15 protein-coding genes are annotated in these 19,665 nt (G+C 63.1%); 7 read left to right on the top strand and 8 right to left on the bottom strand.

Annotated elements, in window-relative coordinates; genetic code table 11:
* Positions 1-51: 51 nt before the first annotated feature.
* The 8 genes from ACJRW5_RS00350 to pilG form a co-directional block, all read right to left on the bottom strand.
* Positions 52-522 carry a chemotaxis protein CheW gene (locus ACJRW5_RS00350; protein ID WP_484568555.1) on the bottom strand — a complete coding sequence of 157 codons (471 nt, stop codon included), beginning with the start codon at positions 520-522 and terminating at the stop codon, positions 52-54.
* Between the two features lie 29 nt (positions 523-551).
* Positions 552-1,571 carry a chemotaxis protein CheB gene (locus ACJRW5_RS00345; protein WP_484568554.1) on the bottom strand — a complete coding sequence of 340 codons (1,020 nt, stop codon included), beginning with the start codon at positions 1,569-1,571 and terminating at the stop codon, positions 552-554.
* Positions 1,568-8,842: an Hpt domain-containing protein gene (locus tag ACJRW5_RS00340; RefSeq protein WP_484568553.1), complete on the bottom strand. Its 7,275-nt coding sequence runs from the start codon at positions 8,840-8,842 to the stop codon at positions 1,568-1,570. The genes ACJRW5_RS00345 and ACJRW5_RS00340 overlap by 4 nt, the downstream gene beginning before the upstream one ends.
* Before the next feature lie 25 nt (positions 8,843-8,867).
* Complete coding sequence (locus ACJRW5_RS00335) at positions 8,868-9,728, bottom strand: protein-glutamate O-methyltransferase (protein ID WP_484569128.1); 861 nt, start codon at positions 9,726-9,728, stop codon at positions 8,868-8,870.
* Positions 9,729-9,788: 60 nt separating this feature from the next.
* On the bottom strand, positions 9,789-11,825 hold the full coding sequence (locus tag ACJRW5_RS00330; RefSeq protein WP_484568552.1) for a methyl-accepting chemotaxis protein: 2,037 nt from the start codon (positions 11,823-11,825) through the stop codon (positions 9,789-9,791).
* An 84-nt stretch (positions 11,826-11,909) separates the two neighbouring features.
* Positions 11,910-12,446, bottom strand: a complete 537-nt coding sequence (locus tag ACJRW5_RS00325; protein WP_484568551.1) for a chemotaxis protein CheW — start codon at positions 12,444-12,446, stop codon at positions 11,910-11,912.
* Positions 12,447-12,490: 44 nt separating this feature from the next.
* Positions 12,491-12,856: a twitching motility response regulator PilH gene (gene pilH, locus ACJRW5_RS00320; protein ID WP_013713612.1), complete on the bottom strand. Its 366-nt coding sequence runs from the start codon at positions 12,854-12,856 to the stop codon at positions 12,491-12,493.
* A 48-nt stretch (positions 12,857-12,904) separates the two neighbouring features.
* Entirely contained in the window at positions 12,905-13,312 is a 408-nt protein-coding gene (gene pilG, locus ACJRW5_RS00315) for a twitching motility response regulator PilG (protein ID WP_003458788.1), read from the bottom strand.
* 240 nt (positions 13,313-13,552) lie between these two features.
* On the opposite strand from pilG, the gene gshB reads away from it, so the two are divergent.
* From gshB to ACJRW5_RS00280, 7 genes are all read left to right on the top strand, one after another.
* Entirely contained in the window at positions 13,553-14,509 is a 957-nt protein-coding gene (gene gshB / locus ACJRW5_RS00310) for a glutathione synthase (protein ID WP_484568550.1), read from the top strand.
* Positions 14,510-14,597: 88 nt separating this feature from the next.
* Positions 14,598-15,494 (top strand): TonB family protein, encoded by an 897-nt coding sequence (locus ACJRW5_RS00305; RefSeq protein ID WP_484568549.1) that lies wholly within the window; start codon positions 14,598-14,600, stop codon positions 15,492-15,494.
* A 135-nt stretch (positions 15,495-15,629) separates the two neighbouring features.
* A complete protein-coding gene (locus tag ACJRW5_RS00300) occupies positions 15,630-16,199 on the top strand; it encodes a YqgE/AlgH family protein (protein WP_484568548.1) in 570 nt (189 codons plus the stop codon).
* Entirely contained in the window at positions 16,196-16,633 is a 438-nt protein-coding gene (gene ruvX, locus ACJRW5_RS00295; protein WP_484569127.1) for a Holliday junction resolvase RuvX, read from the top strand. The genes ACJRW5_RS00300 and ruvX overlap by 4 nt, the downstream gene beginning before the upstream one ends.
* Before the next feature lie 30 nt (positions 16,634-16,663).
* On the top strand, positions 16,664-17,167 hold the full coding sequence (gene pyrR / locus ACJRW5_RS00290; protein ID WP_484568547.1) for a bifunctional pyr operon transcriptional regulator/uracil phosphoribosyltransferase PyrR: 504 nt from the start codon (positions 16,664-16,666) through the stop codon (positions 17,165-17,167).
* Positions 17,168-17,177: 10 nt separating this feature from the next.
* Positions 17,178-18,185, top strand: coding sequence for an aspartate carbamoyltransferase catalytic subunit (locus ACJRW5_RS00285; protein WP_484568546.1), 1,008 nt, complete (start codon positions 17,178-17,180; stop codon positions 18,183-18,185).
* Positions 18,185-19,456 carry a dihydroorotase gene (locus ACJRW5_RS00280; protein ID WP_484568545.1) on the top strand — a complete coding sequence of 424 codons (1,272 nt, stop codon included), beginning with the start codon at positions 18,185-18,187 and terminating at the stop codon, positions 19,454-19,456. Before ACJRW5_RS00285 ends, ACJRW5_RS00280 begins: the two co-directional genes overlap by 1 nt.
* The last annotated feature ends 209 nt before the right edge of the window (positions 19,457-19,665 follow it).

The following is a 19,665-nucleotide window of genomic DNA, read 5'->3' as shown; positions in this document are numbered from 1 at the left end:
GGCCATGTGCCGGGGCTTTTCATTGGAGCGTTGTGCGCCGGGCGGTGCGACTCAGATCAGGCCGGCATCGGCGAGCATCTGCTCCAGGGCCATCAGGTCAGGGATACGCACCACATCCTCAGCGACGCGCGCCGCGCCCAACTCCAGCGCAGCCAACTCGACATCAGCCGCCGCCAGATCGCTACCCACCTTCAATGAGCGCGGAATCCCCTGCACCAGCAAGGCGATGAACTTGACCTTGGGTCGGCCACCCAGTGCGTTGATCACAGCAACCCGCGCGCCGTTGGCAATCTGCGCCTGACCACCACTGGCAGCCTCGAACGATAGCAGCGGCAAACGCAGGTCACGCCAGGCGATCTGGCCCAGGAACCAGGCCGGCGCCCCCTCGATGACTTGCGGAGCGCGATAGGGAATCAGCTCAGCCACTGCCACGTTGGGCAGCAGCAGGGTGCGGTCGGCCAGCGGCACGAGCAGCCCCGTCAGGTTAGCTGCAGTGTTCTGGGTGGCGACGGCTTGACTCATGAATACGTCCTATACGGGGACAACCCCGATCAACTGCAATGTTCAGCAAGGTGATTGACCAGCGCCACGGCCAACTCACGCGGATCGGCACTGAAGCTGCTGTAGCCGCCCTCGCGCAGGCTGTCGGGCATGCTCGGGCAGGCGCAACTGTCGCCTCGCTGGGTCCAGATAACCCCGCCCTGGCGTTTGACGTACGCGGCGGCAGCACTGCCGTCACTGCCCATACCACTGAAGGCGATGACGCCACACTGGGCACCGAACTGTTGCGCCAGATTGAGCATCATCTGATCGATGGACGGACTGTACGGCTCGGGCCAACCTCGCTCGGCGATCTGCATCGCTCCGTCTTCGGCGAAGCCCAATTCATGGGCGATAGGCACCACAACGACCTCGCCGCAACGTACCGAGTCGCCCTGGCGCGCCGAATTCACATGCCACTGGCTGTGACGACCTACGGCCTGTGGCAAGGCAGCCTCGAAGCTGGCATCGATATGCTGGGCATAGATGAACCCGATGGGCAGCCCGCCGGGCAGTGCATCGAGGAACGCCTTGACCGCAGCCGGCCCCCCCAGAGAGGCTGCCAGCAGCCAGACCTGGCGCGCCGGTTCACCGGCTTTCAGTGGCGTATCGGCCAAGGCCTGCGGCAACTCCAGACGACTGGGTCGCTGCGCTTCATCCAAAAGGGCCTGCAGACTGGGCCCAACTGCCTGTGCGGGATCGCCGACCAGACGCTTGAGCTTGCCGAACAGGCTGCGCTCCCAACGCGGATAATTCTCCGAGTGTCGCTCCGGTGCATGCCCCTCACCGAACAGCACTGGTGCACTGGCGCGCTCCAGCAGGCTGTCGACCAGAGGCGAATCTTCCGACTGAGCCAGGTCGACCAACCACAGGTCGGTCTCACAGGCGGCCAACGCCTCCTCGTCGAGGCGCGCCGGGTCGCTGTTGAGCACGACCTGATAACCGCCACCAGCCAACGCCTGCTGCAGCACATGGCGCTGCAGCGAAGTGTCGGCGATTACTGCGATGCGCGCTGCGGATTTGTCTGTCATGTCCGTTTGACCCGATGGCTGTCCACCAACTGAGCGATGGTCTCAAGCAGCAAGGACTCCTGATAGGGCTTGCCGAGGTACTCATTGACGCCGATGGACATGGCCCGCTCGCGGTGCTTCTCACCGGTACGCGAGGTGATCATGATGATCGGCAGATCCTTGAGACGCTCGTCATGGCGCACCAGGGTGGCGACCTCGAAACCGTCCATGCGCGGCATCTCGATATCCAGCAGCATGATGTCCGGCTTGTGCTCCTGCAGCTGGGCGATGGCATCCACCCCGTCCTTGGCGGTGACCACATTCATGCCGTTACGCTCGAGCAGACGGCTGGTGACCTTGCGCACGGTGACCGAGTCGTCCACCACCATGACCTGGGTCGGACGATCGACTTCGGTCTCTTCGCTGGCCGCCACCTGACGCGTGGCCAGTCGTGGAGTCAACTGAGTCAGCAAGTGCGCATGCAGCACACGGATGGTCGCCAGCAGATCGAGAATGACCACGACACGACCGTCACCAAGGATGGTCGCACCGGAGATACCGTGCACCCCGGCAAATTGCGGGCCGAGGCTCTTCACCACGATCTCGCGCGAGCCGGCCAGGCTGTCCACCTGTACCGCCACCGCGTGCTCGCTGGAACGCACCAGAATCACCGGTAGCGGCAGGCTCTGCCCCACCAGCTTGGGATGCTGACCATTGTTCAGCAGGTCGCCCAGGTACTTCAGTTCGTAGGCCTGACCGGCGTACTCGAAGCGCGGCGCGTCCGGCGCGTAGTAGGCCTCCAGCTCGTAGGGCGACACACGCACGATGCCTTCAATGGTGTTCAGCGGAATCGCATACAGGTCTTCGCCGGAGTAGACCATCAGCGCGCGGTTGACCGACACGGTGAACGGCAGACGGATGGTGAAGCGCGTGCCCAGCCCCAGAGTCGAGTCGATGCTCATCGAGCCACCGAGCTGCTTGACCTCGGAGTGCACCACATCCATACCGACGCCACGCCCGGAAATCTGCGTGACCTTCTCGGCGGTGGAGAAACCGGCCTCGAGAATGAACTGAAGAATCTCGTGGTCGCTCAGGTCGCTGTTGGCATTCATCAGGCCACGTTCGATGGCCTTGCGCCGCACGGCTTCCAGACGGATACCACCGCCGTCGTCATCCAGCGTGAGGACGATATCGCCGCCCTCGCGACCGAGATTGAGGCGAATGGTACCGGTATCGGATTTGCCGGCAGCGCGACGCACATCGGCCATTTCGATACCGTGGTCGACGGCGTTGCGCAGCATGTGCTCCAGCGGCGCGACGATGCGCTCGAGCACGGTACGGTCCATTTCCCCTTCGGCGTTACCGACGACGAACTCGACCTGCTTGCCCAGCTCCCCCGCCACCTGCCGCACGATACGACGCAAACGCGGCACCAGGCGGTCGAACGGCACCATGCGCGTGCGCATCAGCCCTTCCTGCAGCTCGGTGTTGACCCGTGCCTGCTGCAGCAAAAGCGTCTCGGCGTCGCGGTTCTTCGCCGCCAGGGTTTCCTTCAGATCCAGCAAGTCGGACGCGGACTCGAACAGCGCCCGCGAGAGCTGCTGCAGTTGCGAGTGACGGTCCATTTCCAGTGGGTCGAAGTCTTCGTAACCGGCACGCTCGGCCTCGGCCTGATAGCGGCTGAGAATCTGCGCCTGGGTCTCGGTGTCGAGACGACGCAACTGATCACGTACGCGGTCGATGGTCGCTTCCATCTCGCTGAGGGTGAAGCTGACGTCACTCACCTGCTGCTCGACGCGACCACGGAAGATCGAGGTCTCACCCGCCAGGTTGACCAGGCCTTCAAGCAGCTCGGCCGGTACCTTCACCAGTTCCTGCGGCGCACGGCGTGAGGCTGCTTCGGCAGCGGCCTCTTCGGCACGGCGCACGAACGGCAGCACTTTGGGCGCCTGCAGTTGCGTCGGGGCGTCGCTGGCCGCGACTATCGATGCGTCTGTCAGCACCGGCAGCTTGCTGACCTCAGGCGGGTCAGATTGCTCGGTAGCTTGTGCAGCCGGCTCATCGGCCAGACTGGCACTGAGGCGCTGACGCAGTAGATCGAGTTCCTGCTGCAGACCTTCGAAACCGGACTGTACGTCGAGGAACAGACTTTCCGGCCAAGGCGCGCCCTGCTGCAACGCCTCGCCCAGATGCTGTTCGAGGTCGTGACTCATATCGCCCAGGCGCTTCTGCCCGGCCAGGCGTGCACCGCCCTTGAGGGTGTGCAGGATGCGCAGCATTTCGTCGATCGAGGCACTGTCGTCGCGTTGCTCTTCCCAACGCCCGATAGCCGCTTCCATCGTCTCGAGCAGGTCATCGGCCTCTTCGAGGAAAATATCGAGGATGTCGCTATCAGCCTCATCCGCCGCATCGCTCTCGACCACCGCCTTGAGCTGAACGGCCGATGGCATGCTCAACTGTTCATCGGGGTTGGCGCGGAAACGCTTGATCGTCTCGATCAGGTCCTCACCCGAAGGCACTGCACGCTGGCCCCGCACCGCTTCGAGCATTTCTGCCAGGCGGTCATGACAGCTTTGCAGCAGGGTGAACAGCTCGGGACTGGCGCGCAGGCGACCGCCGCCAAGCCCCTCGTAGAGGAACTCCAGCTCATGAGCCAGGTCGCCGATCTCGCGAATCTCGGCCATGCGCGCGCCACCCTTGAGGGTGTGCAGATCACGCTGCAGGGCCTCCAGCTCCAGGCTGTTGTCGACGTCGCCCATCCAGCGCTGCAGAGCAGCACCGGCGCTTTCGATGATGTCGAAACCTTCCTCAAGGAAGATTTCCACCAGCTCGGGATCACGTTCTTCATGCCAGTTGGACAAGGCCTGCGGCTCGGGCTCGGGCTCGGGCTCGGGCTCGGGCTCGGGCTCGGGCTCGGGCTCGGCAACAGTCTCGACCAGCGGCGGCAATTGCTCTACTGGCAGCTCCGGCTCCACTTCATCGACGACAGGCAGGCGCTCTTCGAGCGGTACCTCCATGACATCGTCGAGAACGACTTCGTCCTCGACCAGGGCCAGAGGCGGAATGTCATCGTTATCGAAGTCGAGTTCGGCCGTTTCGTCAGCTGCGTTGAACGGCTGCTCGTCGGGCATCGGCGCCTCGACCTGGGTTACCGCTGCCGACAGGCTCTGTGCCGGACCGCCCTGGCGGAACTGGCGGATTGCCTGAATCAGGTCGTCCCCCGAAACCAGCGGCTGACGCGCCTGCAACTGGTCGAGCATCTGCGCCAGTCGGTCATGGCTCTGTTGCAGCAGGCTGCCGAGCGCCGGTGAGTAGTTGTAACGGCGGTCGACCAGACCTTCATACAGGGATTCGAGCTCATGCCCCAGATCGCCAATCGGGCGAATCGAGGCCATGCGCGCACCACCCTTGAGGGTGTGTAGATCGCGCTGCAGCGATGACAGCGGCATGGTGTTGTCCGGCTCGCTCAGCCAGCGTTCCAGCGCCTGTCCTGCGCTTTCCAGAATATCGACGGCCTCTTCGAGGAAGATTTCGACCATTTCCTCGTCGAGGTCGGCCTCGACCGGGCTGAAACTCGGCTCGGTTTCGAACACGGGCTCGGGCTCGAACACTTCCTCCGCCAACTCCGGCTCGCTGGGCGTATCGCTCGCAGCTGGCTGCTCATTCTGTTCGGCCTGCTCAAGTTCGGCAGTGGCCTGATCTAGCTCGACAACTTCCAGACCTTGGGCATCGGGCGACAGCAAAGCCAGGGTATTCGGGTCGATGGCCTCGGCCAGCAGCTGACGCAGCGCCTCTACGCGTTCAGGCTGAGCGCTGACCTGCAGCGCCGCGGCCACCTGATCCATCATGCCGATCAGTGCTTCGTGGGCTTTCTCCGCCTCATCGAAGAACCGCTCGCTGACCGCCAGGCTGCCTTCCTCGACGGCGCCATAGATGTCCAGCAGGGCTTCGCACAGCTCGTCGATTTGCGGCAGTTCGGCCATTTCCGCGCCACGGCCAAGCGTCGTCAGCTCTTCCAGCAGCTCTGACAGCTCTTGTCGCTCGGACGGATGCTCACGCCACTTGCGCAGCAGATCCTCGGCATCCAGCAGGATGTCCATGCCTTCGGCCAGGAAGATGCTGATCAGTTGCGGATCACGGCTCTCGCCACTTTCCCCACTGCGCTCCTCCTCGGCGCTGGCAAGGCGCTCCTGGTGCAGCGCCTGAACACGGGCGAGGAAGGCTTCGGCACCAGGAATCGCCGCCAGCGGTTGGCTTTCCAGATTGTCCAAACCGATACGGAACAGGCCTTCAGCACTGCTCAGCAACTCGGCGGCGGCAAGATCGACCTGAATCAGGTTGGTCTTGAACTCTTTGACCAGCTTTTCCAGCGGTGCGGCGATTTCCGCTACCGGCAGGATGCCTGCCATGTATGCGCTGCCCTTGAGCGTGTGCAGGGCCCGTTGCAGGTCGTCGGTCACTGGTTGCGGCAGTTCCTGCGCGCAATCGGCAAGGAAGCCGACCAGGGTGTCCAGATGCGTCTCGGCCTCGTTGCGGAAGATCTCCAGCAACTGCGGGTCAAGGGGCTCGCCATCGAGATCGTGCTCATCGATGGGGGCGGTAGCTTCGATTACGCCCTCGGGCTCGGCTACCTGCGGGGCGGCCGGGGCGTCAGATTTTGGGGGCGTCTGCCCCTTGGCCAGCGCATGCGCCGTGGCCGCCAGCAGATCGACATCGTCACGCTGACGCTGGGCCTTGGCGGCGAACTCGTCGACCAGCGCCGGCATCAGGGCGACGACGTCGAGCACAACCTGCTGCACCGGCGCATTCGGTTCGATGCTGCGATCCAGCACACGGTTGAGCAGGTTCTCGATGGACCAGGCCAGCTCACCGATGACCAGCGCACGCACCATGCGCCCACTGCCCTTGAGGGTATGGAAGGCACGTCGCACTTCAACCAGCGCATCCTTGTTGTCGGTATCGGCCTGCCACTGCGGCAGGTACTCGGCGATGGTTTCCAGTACCTCACCGGCTTCTTCGATGAAGACTTCCAGCAGCTCCTCATCCACCGGCTCTTCGTCGGCAGGTGGCGGCAGCAGGCTGGGCGGAACGTCGGCGGCTGGCGGGTTGATCGCCTGTACCGGTGCCGCCATGACGTCGGCCATGGACAGCGGCTTGTCTGCATCCGCTTCAACGGCTTGTGGCGGAACCTCAGGGGCACTGGGTAGCTCGACTTCCGGCAGTTCCAGCTCGGCCAGTTCCAGCTCATCCCACTGCGGCACCTCGGCCAGCTGCTCGAGACTCAGCTCTTCGGGCTCAGGTTCGAGTTCGACCAGGGCGGCGGGGGCAAGCTCGTCATCCTGCAGCGATGGCAGCTCATCGAGCTCTGCCAGTTCGAAGGTAAAACCGTCGCCAGAGTCGCTGACGGCCGGCAGCTCCGCCTCGCTATCCGGCAATTCCAGAGCGGCAGGCTGAACGTCGAGATCATCGACCTGGGGCGCGATCTCGGCCAGTGGCTCTTCCAGCAGTTCATCTTCGGCGCCCAGCAGCTCGATTTCCTGCAACGGATCGGCCAACGGCGCCAGCGTTTCTTCCTCCGGCTCGACGCGGTCAAGAATCGAAGGCTTTTCCTTGAGGGGATAACCCAGGGTTTCCAGACTTTCTTCGGCAACGTCGAGAATCAGATCGCCCTGGGTGCCATGGTCTTCGGCCAGACGCTCGAGGTAGTACTCGACGCTGGTGATGGCATCGGCCAGGGTGTCCAGGCTCTGCCAGTTGGGCACTGCCTTGCGCGCCAGCAGCTGCTCCTGGATATAGCGGTTGCAGGCGTTGAGCAGATCGGCAGCGCGTTGCAGCGGAATCATCGCCAGGCCACCACGGACCTGGGTCAGCAGCTCAGGCACACGGGCCAGATGCTCGTGGTTCCACTGCGAGGCGATGAATTCGATGATCGCGTCCTTGGCCTGCTCGAGACCATTGCGCGCTTCCTTGATGACCAACTGATGGATCTGCGCCACGTCGGTGGTCGGCAGGTGGCTCTGCTCGTTCTGGCCGTCATCGCTTGGGCCGACCATACCGGCCAGCGTCGCCTCGACGTAAAGCAATGCACCGGCCACATCCATCAGCACCGCATCATTCGGTTCACGCTGACCGAGGGACAGACCATGGATCACGTCGATCTGATCGAGAATCACCTTGCGCGGCTGACCAAAGCCAAGCACCGCCAGGGTGTCGGCGATCTGCTTGAGCGGCGCCAGCAGGGCATCCAGGTCACCTGGGTGGCTGCGATCGCTGCGTACGAACAGATCGAGGCTGTCCTTGACCCGCACCAGCTCCTCGCACAGGGCGGCCACCACCGAGCGCATGGCATCTCGATCAGGGCCGGCCAGGCGGGCACGTTCCTCGTCCACCACTTCGGTGTCGGGCAGGGCCTCGTCGAGTCGGTATTGTTCTTTCAGGGTGCGGATACGCGGCGACTGCGCCGGCGCCTTGGCCACATAGAACAGCAGGTTCTTGGTCAGCTCATCGGGAGCGGACTGATTGATTCCGTCGGCGCCCTGCTCGACCAGGCGCTTGAGCTCCTTGTCGACCTGACGCAGCAATGTACGCACCGAGGTGCCATTGACCACACTGCCATTGGCCAGGCCTTCGATCAGGCCGGAAGCGATCTGCCACAGGCCACCCAGCGGAGCGTCCTTGCACAGGTTTTCCAGGCGGGCGAATACCCGCGCCATGTAACCCAGATTGGTGGCCAAATCCTGGTTACGGATTACGCCGACCAGGGCCATCTGCAACATTTGCCGCAGCTTGCGCAGCAGTACCGGCAACTCGGCGGTGCGCAGACGGGCCAGGCCGCCTTCTGGCAGTGCCGGCAGGCGCACGGACATGTCCGGGGAGAACAGGCTGGTTTCCGACAGCAGTTTCTCGCCACGGGCGGCACGCAGGTCATTGAGCAGTGGCAACACGACCATCGGCAGATCGCGGCGTGCGGTCTGGATGCGGTCGAGGTATACCGGCAGTTGCAGAATGGCCTGCATCAGCACTTCCAGGGCCTCGCCCTGGTTAGCGACGCGACCTTCCATCAGCGCCTTGGCCAACTGCTCCATCTCTTCGGCGAGCAGCGCAGCGCCGTAGAACTCGACCATCTGCAAGGTGCCGTGAACCTGGTGCACGTAGGTCAGGCAGAAGCGCATGCGCGTGGGGTCCTGCGGGTTCTCGACGAACGCCTCCAGGGCCTGCCGCGCCTGCTTCAGGGTTTCCCCGATCTCGCCTTTTACCCACTCCAGGGCGACATAATCATGCCGATCACCCATAGCCACTCCACTCATAAACTTGGCCTTATCCCTTGCGGGTAAACGCCAGAACTCGCTCGTCGGCCACCGGCACCAATTGCGGGTGCTGCCAACCGGCTACCTCGCCTACGCCTACGACCAGCAGGCCACCCGGCACCAGGCTCTCGGCCAGGCGGTTGAGGATGTCGCGGCGACGCCAGCGGCGGAAATAGATCAGCAAGTTCTGACAAAAAATCACATCCATGCCGGACATTGGCGCCTTGGCCAGTTCCAGCACATTGAGCTTGGCGCAACAAACACGAGCGGCCAGGCTCGGTACCACCTTGAAACGTCCGTCTGCCTGCGCAAGAAAATAGCGCTCGCACAGCTCATCACTCACCTGCTCCAGGCGCCGCGCCGAATAACAGGCCTCACGCGCCCGGCTCAACGCCCCCTGGCTGATATCGGTGCCGGTGACCGCGAAATGCTCGGGCAACTCACTGCCCTGCAGTGTCTCGGCAGCCTGAATCGCCAACGAGTAGGGTTCCTCACCACTGGAGCAACCCACACTCCATAACTCCCAGGGTTTGCTCAGCCCCGCAGCCAAACGCTCCTGCAGGTACTGTGACAGCACTTCGAACGATGGCTGATGGCGGAAGAAGCGGGTTTCCTGCACGGTCAGACGATCCAGCAGGGTCGACCACTCCACCGCGCCACGCGGGCCATCAGTAACCTGTTGGTAGTAGCTGGCGTAGTCCGTGACGCCCAGTTCACGCATCCGCGAGCTCAGATTGGTCTGCAGAAAGGCACGTCTCTGCTCGCTGATCACCACACCGGTGCGCGCCTCGAGCAGCGCCTGCCAGTCATGGAAATCGGCTTGCGACATATCGGTCACTGGGCGCAATGCCCATACGCCCGCTGACTGCATACCTTCGCCCTGAGTCATGGCCATGTCGCGGAAGCTGACGCCAGCCTCCGCACTCCTTTATCAGGCGTCCGGGAGGGTGAAGCCGGACACCGACTTGCGCATCTCACTGGCCATCTTGGCCAGGTTACCAATGCTCTTCGCGGTAGCGGTGGTACCCGAGGACGTCTGCGAGGTGATTTCCTGAATCACGTTCATGGTGTTGGAAATGTGGCCGGCCGAAGAGGCCTGCTGACGTGCAGCGTTGGAGATGTTCTGGATGAGGGCCGCGAGGGTCTTCGATACCTTCTCGATCTCTTCCAGTGCCACACCGGCGTCCTGCGCCAGGCGGGCCCCGCGCACCACTTCGGAGGTCGTCTGCTCCATGGAGATAACGGCTTCGTTGGTGTCGGTCTGAATGGTTTTTACCAGCGCCTCGATCTGCTTGGTCGCTGCCGAGGAACGTTCTGCGAGGCGTTGTACCTCGTCCGCTACCACGGCGAAGCCGCGGCCCGCATCACCGGCCATGGAGGCCTGGATCGCGGCGTTCAGTGCGAGGATGTTGGTCTGGTCAGCAATGTCGTTAATCAGGCTAACGATGTCACCGATCTCCTGGGACGATTCACCGAGGCGTTTGATCCGCTTCGAGGTGTCCTGGATCTGTTCACGGATGTTATCCATGCCGGTGATGGTGTTGTGCACCACCTCGTTACCCTTGTTGGCGATCGCTACCGAACGTTCCGCTACCGCGGACGATTCGCTGGCGTTCGCCGATACCTGGTCAATCGACACGGCCATTTCGTTGATCGCCGCGGAAGCGCCGGCAATTTCCTGCGCCTGGTGCTCGGAAGCCTCGGCCAGGTGCATCGCCGTGGCCTGGGTTTCCTGGGCAGCACCGGCTACCTGAACGGCGGTCAGGTTGATGGTCGCTACCAGGTCACGCAGCTGGTCGATGGAGTAGTTGATGGAGTCGGCGATGGCACCGGTGAAGTCCTCGGTTACCGTCGCAGCCACGGTCAGGTCACCGTCGGCGAGGTCGGCGATTTCATCGAGCAGACGCAGAATCGCCGCCTGGTTACGCTCGTTCTTCTCGGCGGTTTCGGCCAGACGACGGTTGGTTGCACGCACCATCACCAGACCGATGAGAATGATCGAGCCCAGCGCCAGGGCGCCCAGCACATAACCAAACAGGGTATTGATGGCACGACCGTCGGCCAGATCTTCGAAACCGCCAGCCAGCTCGGACGCCTTGTCCAGCAGGGTCTGCGACACGGTGAAGATGGAGTTCGCCGACTCACGCACCTGGAACAGTTCCGGCGAGGTTTCAAGGATCTCATCCACCGAACCGGATACGAATTCGAACAGCTCGGAAATCTCGGCCAGACGTTCGAGCGCTTCCTCGTCGGTCACCTGAGTGATTTCCATCGCCGCGTTGCCTTCGAGCATCGCAGCCAGTACACGACCGAACAGACTGGCGTCGCGGCCGAACATGTCGGCGGCCTGTACCGAATCCTCGTCACCGGCCAGCACCTTGTTCACCGAACCCAGGATACGTTCCGCCAGCAGCGACTGACGCTGGGCCACGGAAACCTGAGCCGCCGGCGCACCACTTTCCAGCAGGATGTCGACCACTTCCTCGTACTCGACCTGCAGCTGCGGAATGGTCTCCGCCAGGGTTGCCGCTACCTGGTGCAGCGACAATACGGTCTGCTCGCTGGCCAGAATGGCGTCGGTGTTCTGTCGCAGGCTATCCCAGTCCTGCTGCACTGCGGTCATCTGCGCCTGCACGGACTCCGGCGCTGGGGGCAGGCCGCTGCTCGCATCACCGTCGGTCAGGTAACCCCAGCGTTGCTGGAAGTCGTTACGCGCGTCACGCAGCAGCCCGAATGCTTCAGCAGTACCTGCCGCGGCCTCGGTGGCGTTCTTGGCGATACGCTGGGAGAGTACGCGCAGCTCACTGGAGTGGCCAATGTACTCGGTATCGTAGTTGGATTGCGTGTTGATGTAGGCGAAGTTCGCGAACAACAGCACGATGGATACGATGAGCACGACGAACAGCGCCGCAATTAGCGTGCTACTACGTGCCCCGGCCAACAAATTGCCTGCATTGAGTTTCTTCATTATCTGGCCCCCGCCTGGACCGACCGCACTACGGTTCCCATGTAACGCCAAAGAGCCGGAAGAACCGGCCCAACCGAAAATCTTTTAAAAGGCAACATCGAGAAACCCCGGGTCAGCCGCCAACGCATGAGGGCTGAATACCAACCAGGGTTGTTCTCGCTGGAAAACACCGTGGATAAACGGCGCAATGCTCGCCTCGAGAGGCGGCAACTGTTCTGAAAATGCATCCACGGGGAAATGTTGCATACCGAAAACCTCGTCGACCGTCAGGCCAGCGAAGATCTCCTGGTGGTCGACCACCAGCACCCGCCGCAGCTTGCGCAGCGGCGAAAGTTCATTGCCGAAGAAACCGCACAGGTCCATCACCGGCAACAGGCGGCCACGCACGTTGGCCACCCCTTTGACCCAGCCTTTCACACCCGGCAGCAGGGTGTGGCGTGGCTCGTGCAATACCTCGCCTACCTCCCCCATCGGCGCAACGAAAAACCGCTCGCCCATGCGAAAGCCGATACCGCTCCAGGTTTGCACTGCGGCCTGCTGCGACGGCAGACCGGCCGCCAGGGCCCGGCAACGCTGGTCGATTTCGAGGAGAATCTGGAAAGGTGTCTGCACGTGCGCCATGCCGGCCTTGGCCTTTTTTTATCTGCTTCGCGAACTGCCCGGCCTCAGCCGGCCAGCACCGCATTGAGGGTTTTCAGCAAGGTATCCTCGTCAACCGGCTTGGTCAGGTAGTCCTTGGCGCCTTGGCGCTTACCCCAGACCTTGTCGGTTTCCTGATCCTTGGTGGTAACGATGATCACCGGAATGTGGCTGGTCTCGGCATCCTTGGTCAGCTGGCGAGTAGCCTGAAAACCATTGAGACCGGGCATGACGATGTCCATCAGCACCGCATCCGGCTTTTCCTGGCGCGCCAGGGCAACGCCATCGGCGCCGTTCTCCGCCTTCAACACCTGATGGCCATGCTTTTCCAGCATAGCCGTCAGCTTGTACATCTCGGTCGGGGAGTCATCAACAATCAGAATTCGAGCCATGGTGTTTCCCAATACAGAAGAGGCATACAGGCCCTGCAGGCCGGTACGTCAGGAGGCTTGTTCCACCGGGGTGAAGTCCGGCACGTGGGCTTTGATCGCTCCGAGCAGCTCTTCCTTGCTGAAAGGCTTGGTCAGATATTGATCGGAACCAACGATCCGCCCCTTGGCCTTGTCGAACAGACCGTCCTTGGAGGACAGCATGATCACCGGAGTGGACTTGAAAGCACTGTTGTTCTTGATCAGGGCACAGGTCTGATACCCATCGAGACGCGGCATCATGATGTCGACAAAGATGATGCTCGGGTGAGTGTCGGCAATCTTGGCCAGGGCATCGAAGCCATCGACCGCAGTGATGACATCACAACCCACTTTTTTCAGCAGAGTTTCCGCGGTGCGACGAATCGTTTTCGAATCGTCGATCACCATCACTTTCAAACCCTCGGAATGCTGTTCCATGTTCGCCCTACCATCGCCTCGGTGAGTCGTTATATTCGCTTAATCAGTATGCCTGAGGCCCAGTCGCCGATTGGCCTTGAGCCAATCGTCGGGCCTTTTTAGCACACTCTCCAGATGCAATCTATAAGCCCGCCAGGGCAGTACCAACCCTTGACCAAGCCCCCGGCCAACGCCACCCTGACAGCCATTGTTCGGTAGGCCAACCCGGCCCTCACTCTTTATCTCGCGGAGATTTCCCCCATGAGCCTTCGTCTCGGAATCGTCATGGATCCGATTGCCAGCATCTCCTTCAAGAAGGACAGTTCGCTGGCCATGCTACTGGCCGCTCAAGCACGCGGCTGGTCGCTGTTCTACATGGAACAGCAGGATCTCTACCAGGCTCAAGGCCAGGCCAGAGCCCGCCTGCGACCGCTGAACGTGTTCAACGATCCGCAAAAATGGTTCAGTCTCGATACAGAGCAGGACATGCCGCTCGCAGAACTGGACGTGATCCTGATGCGCAAGGACCCGCCCTTCGATAATGAGTTCGTCTACTCCACCTACTTGCTCGAGCAGGCCGAACGCGACGGCGTGCTGGTGGTTAACCGTCCTCAGAGCCTGCGCGACTGCAACGAAAAATTCTTCGCCACTCTGTTTCCCCAATACACGCCGCCGACTCTCGTAAGTCGACGCCCCGATATTCTGCGCGAGTTTGCAATACAGCACCGTGACATCATTCTCAAACCCCTGGATGGCATGGGCGGATCACAGATCTTTCGCCATCGCGAGGGCGACCCCAACCTCTCGGTGATTCTGGAAACTCTGACTCAGCATGGCCAACAGCAGATCATGGCGCAAGGCTACCTGCCAGCAATCAAGGACGGCGACAAGCGCATCCTGATGATCGACGGCGAGCCGGTACCGTACTGCCTGGCGCGCATCCCTGCGGCCGGCGAAACCCGTGGTAACCTCGCTGCCGGCGGCCGTGGCGAGGCCCGCCCGCTGACCGAGCGCGACCGCGAGATCGCTGCAGCCGTCGGCCCGACCCTGCGCGAGAAGGGGCTGATTTTCGTCGGCCTCGATGTGATCGGCGAGCATCTGACGGAAATCAACGTGACCAGCCCGACCTGCATTCGCGAAATCGACGCGGCCTTCGACACCCGCATCGGCGAGCGACTGATGGACTGCATTGCGAGCAAACGCAGCTTAAAAGGTTGACGCAGGTGGCAGCCTGGCGCCTGCAGCTTGCAGGCGCACACCCCGACCCGGCAGACTGCGCGACATTCGAAAACAGACCCGATACGCGATGAACGCAGCAGCCACCCCACCCGCCACTTCCTCCGCCACCGTTCGCCCGGTGGACCGCCTGGGGTTCACCCTGTTTCTCGCCGCTGCGCTGCACGTGGCCGTGATTCTCGGCGTTGGTTTCAGCCTGGAGTCGCCGCCGGACATCAGCAAGACGCTGGAAATCACCCTGTCCACCTTCAAGAGCGAAGAAGCGCCCAAAGAGGCCGACTTCCTCGCCCAGGACAACCAGCAGGGCAGCGGCACGCTGGAGCATGCCGCCGCCCCCAAGACCACGGAGCAAGCGCCGTTCCAGGACAGCGAAGTGCGCAAGGTCACGCCACCGGCGACACCACAGCAACCCACCACTCGCCAGGAAGCACCCAAGGCAGCAGTGGCGACGCGCGCACCGCAGCAGCAGAAGACCCCGGTCAAGCGCGAAGAAGCCAAGCCTGTGCCGGAAACACGCCCCGCGCCGGTCTTCGACTCTGCCCAACTGTCGGCGGAGATCGCCAGTCTCGAGGCCGAACTGGCCCAGGAAGTCCAGCAGTACGCGAAACGACCGAAGATCCACCGCCTCAACGCCGCCTCGACCATGCGTGACAAGGGCGCCTGGTACAAGGACGAATGGCGCAAGAAGGTCGAGCGTATCGGCAACCTCAACTACCCCGACGAGGCACGCCGCAAGCGTATCTACGGCAGCCTGCGCCTGCTGGTGTCGATCAACCGCGACGGCAGCCTCTACGAGGTGCAGATTCTGGAGTCTTCGGGCCACGCGGAGCTCGACCAGGCCGCACAACGCATCGTACGCCTGGCCGCGCCATACGCGCCGTTCACCGGTGACCTGGCCGACATCGACCGCCTGGAGATCATCCGCACCTGGCGCTTCGAGCGTGGCGATCGCTTGTCGAGCAACTAGCTGCACGGCGCACCCTACGTCGCTGTTTTATGCGTTGCCCGGATGAAATCCGGGCATTTCACCACCGCCCCGCCGAATTTCACCCGAGCCACTTGCTGCTTGTCGCTTGCCGCCGGCCGTTCCAAACTAGGCGCCATGAACAAATCAGCCCCGACCTCGCTCAAGCACCATTTCCTGATCGCCATGCCGCACATGGCCGATCCGAATTTCGCGCAGACCGTGACCTACCTGGTCGAACACAACGACCAGGGCGCGATGGGCCTGGTGATCAACAAGCCCAATGGCCTGAATCTCGCCGACGTACTGGAGCAATTGCGCCCGGACGAAGAGCCTGCTGCGCTGTGCCATAGCCTGCCGATCTTCGCCGGCGGCCCGGTGCAGACCGATCGCGGCTTCGTCCTCCACCCCGCTGGGCCACTGTTCCAGGCAACCCTGGAACTGGGCGAGCTGGGCCTCTCTACCTCGCAGGACGTGCTGTTCGCCATCGCCGACGGCAGCGGCCCGGACAAGTACCTGATCACCCTCGGCTATGCCGGCTGGGACGCAGGACAGCTGGAGGCCGAACTGGCCGACAACGCCTGGCTGACCTGTCCGGCCGACAGCAGCATTCTCTTCGACCTGCCCTACGACCAGCGCCTGAATGCCGCGGCCGCACGCCTGGGCGTCAATCTCAGCCTGCTCACCTCGCAGGCAGGACACGCCTGATGAGCGAAAAACCACTGCGCCTGCTACTGGGCTTCGACTATGGCAGCAAGCAGATCGGTGTCGCCGTCGGCCAGGTGATCACCGGCCAGGCGCGCGAGCTGTGCGTACTCAAGGCACAGAACGGCGTCCCCGACTGGAGCCGTGTCGAAGCGCTGATCAAGGAATGGCAACCGGATGCCGTGGTCGTTGGCCTGCCGCTGAACATGGATGGCACACCCAGCGAAATGAGCGCACGTGCGGAGAAGTTCGCCCGCCGCCTCAACGGCCGCTTCAACCTGCCCGCCTACACCCACGACGAGCGCCTGACCACCTTCGAGGCCAAGGGCCAGCGCCTGCGCGAAGGCCAGAGCGGTGGTTACCGCGAACGTCCCGTCGACGCCATTGCTGCCGCCCTGTTATTGCAGGGCTGGCTAGAGGAAAACTGCACGGGCTGATCGAGTCGGCTCGCATCAAGGAGTTTCGCCATGCTACCCAACCCCAATGAACTGCTGCCGGCAATGGCCAGCGCTCTGACCCAGCACCTGAACCAGCGACAGATCAGCGAGCCGCGCTTCATCGGCATTCGTACTGGCGGTGTCTGGGTCGCCCAGGCACTGCTGCAGGCGCTGGGTCGCGAGGACGCACTGGGCATTCTCGATGTCTCCTTCTACCGCGATGACTTCACCCAGAACGGCCTGCACCCGCAGGTGCAACCCTCGGAGTTGCCGTTCGAGATCGAAGGCCAGCACCTGGTGCTGATCGACGACGTACTGATGAGCGGCCGCACCATCCGCGCCGCCCTCAACGAACTGTTCGACTACGGCCGCCCGGCCAGCGTGACCCTGGTCAGCCTGCTCGACCTCAATGCCCGCGAGTTGCCGATTCGCCCCGATGTGGTCGGTGCCACCCTGTCACTGGCAGCCAACGAGCGGGTAAAATTGTCCGGCCCCACGCCCCTGACCCTCGAACTCCAGACGCTCGCCAACTGAGACCCCCGCGATGACGCCACTCGCCGCCAAGCGCCCGCTGCAGCTCAATGACCAAGGCCAGCTGTGCCATTTTCTCTCGCTCGACGGCTTACCCCGTGAGCTGCTGACCGAAATCCTCGACACCGCCGACTCCTTCCTCGAAGTTGGCGCCCGCGCGGTGAAGAAGGTACCGCTGCTGCGCGGCAAGACCGTGTGCAATGTGTTCTTCGAAAACTCCACACGCACCCGTACCACCTTCGAGCTGGCCGCCCAGCGCCTGTCGGCTGACGTCATCAGCCTCAACGTGTCGACCAGCTCCACCAGCAAGGGCGAGACCCTGTTCGACACCCTGCGCAACCTCGAAGCCATGGCCGCCGACATCTTCGTCGTGCGCCACAGCGACTCTGGCGCCGCGCACTTCATCGCCGAGCACGTGTGCCCGAACCTGGCCATCATCAACGGCGGTGACGGCCGCCACGCGCACCCGACTCAGGGCATGCTCGACATGCTCACCATCCGCCGCCACAAGGGCAGCTTCGAGAACCTCTCGGTGGCGATCGTCGGCGACATCCTGCACTCGCGTGTGGCCCGCTCCAACATGCTCGCGCTGAAGACCCTCGGCTGCCCGGACATTCGCGTGATCGCACCGAAGACCTTGCTGCCAATCGGCCTGGAACAGGCTTACGGCGTGCGCGTGTTCAGCGATGCCGACGAAGGTCTGAAGGATGTTGACGTAGTGATCATGCTGCGCCTGCAACGTGAGCGCATGCAGGGCGGCCTGCTGCCCAGCGAAGGCGAGTTCTACCGCCTGTTCGGCCTGACCGAGCAGCGCCTGGCCAAGGCCAAGCCGGACGCCCTGGTGATGCACCCGGGGCCAATCAACCGCGGCGTGGAGATCGAATCGGCAGTGGCCGACGGCCCGCAGTCGGTGATTCTCAACCAGGTCACCTACGGCATCGCCATCCGCATGGCCGTACTGTCGATGGCCATGAGCGGGCAGAACGCCCAACGTCAACTCAACGCCGAGGAGGCCAACTGATGCGTACCGCAATCCTCGGCGCCCGTGTAATCGACCCGGACAGCGGCCTGGACCAGATCACCGACCTGTATATCGACAGCGGCAAGCTGGCCGCCATCGGCCAGGCGCCCGCCGGTTTCGACGCGGATCAAACTATCGACGCCCAGGGCTTGATCGCTGCCCCCGGTCTGGTCGATCTCTCGGTGGCACTGCGCGAACCGGGCTACAGCCGCAAGGGCAGCATCGCCACGGAAACCTTGGCCGCTGCAGCAGGCGGCGTCACCAGCCTGTGCTGCCCACCGATCACCAAGCCAGTACTGGACACGCCGGCCGTGGCCGAGCTGATCCTCGACCGCGCCCGCGAGGCCGGGCATACCAAGGTGTTCCCCATCGGCGCGCTGAGCAAGAACCTCGCCGGCGAACAGCTGGCAGAACTGGTCGCCCTACGCGACACCGGCTGTGTGGCCTTCGGCAACGGCCTGGACAACTTCCGCAACAGCCGCACCCTGCGTCGCGCACTGGAGTACGCCGCCACCTTCGACCTGCAGGTGATCTTCCACTCGCAGGACGCCGACCTGGCCGAAGGCGGTCTGGCTCACGAAGGGCCGACCGCCAGCTTCCTGGGTCTGGCCGGCATTCCGGAAACCGCCGAGACCGTGGCCCTGGCCCGCGACCTGCTGCTGGTGGAACAGAGCGGTGTACGCGCGCACTTCAGCCAGATAACCAGCGCCCGTGGCGCCGAGCTGATCGCCAATGCCCAGGCGCGCGGCCTGCCGGTTACCGCCGATGTCGCGCTGTACCAGCTGATCCTCACCGACGAAGCGCTGATCGACTTTTCCAGCCTCTACCACGTGCAACCGCCGCTACGCTCGCAGGCTGATCGCGACGGCCTGCGCGCGGCAGTCAAGGCCGGCGTGATCGGCGCCATCGCCAGCCACCACCAGCCGCACGAGCGCGATGCCAAGCTGGCGCCGTTCGCTGCCACCGAGCCGGGCATCAGCAGCGTGCAACTGCAACTGCCGCTGGCCATGACCCTGGTGCAGGACGGCCTGCTCGACCTGCCGACTCTGCTCGCGCGCCTGTCCAGCGGGCCTGCCAAAGCGCTGCGCCTGCCTGCCGGGCAACTGGCCGTGGGTGCAGCGGCGGATATCGTGCTGTTCGATCCACAAGCCTCGACACTGGCCGGTGAGCGCTGGTACTCCAAGGGCCGCAACTGCCCCTTTATCGACCACTGCCTGCCAGGTGCGGTGCGCTACACACTGGTCGACGGTCATATCAGCTACCAGGGCTGATAGCTTCCAGCCCGCCTTCTGGCGGGCCCGCCAGCAAGGTGCACCGGACTATTAAGGTGCACCTTGCAGCATCGCCATACGCCTCTCCCGATCACCTGTTCCGTACGCGGCACGCATTTCGCTCGTCACGACATTGGACGAATGAGTGACTTGATGGTCATGATCCACGTCAGGTTAGGCAGCCGAAATTTTCCAAACGCCACCGCCCT

The organism is Pseudomonas pichavaramensis (assembly GCF_050473265.1).
Classification (GTDB): Bacteria; Pseudomonadota; Gammaproteobacteria; order Pseudomonadales; family Pseudomonadaceae; genus Aquipseudomonas.
The sequence above is the reverse complement of the archived record's forward strand: the minus strand, read 5'-3'. Positions and strand labels throughout refer to the sequence as shown.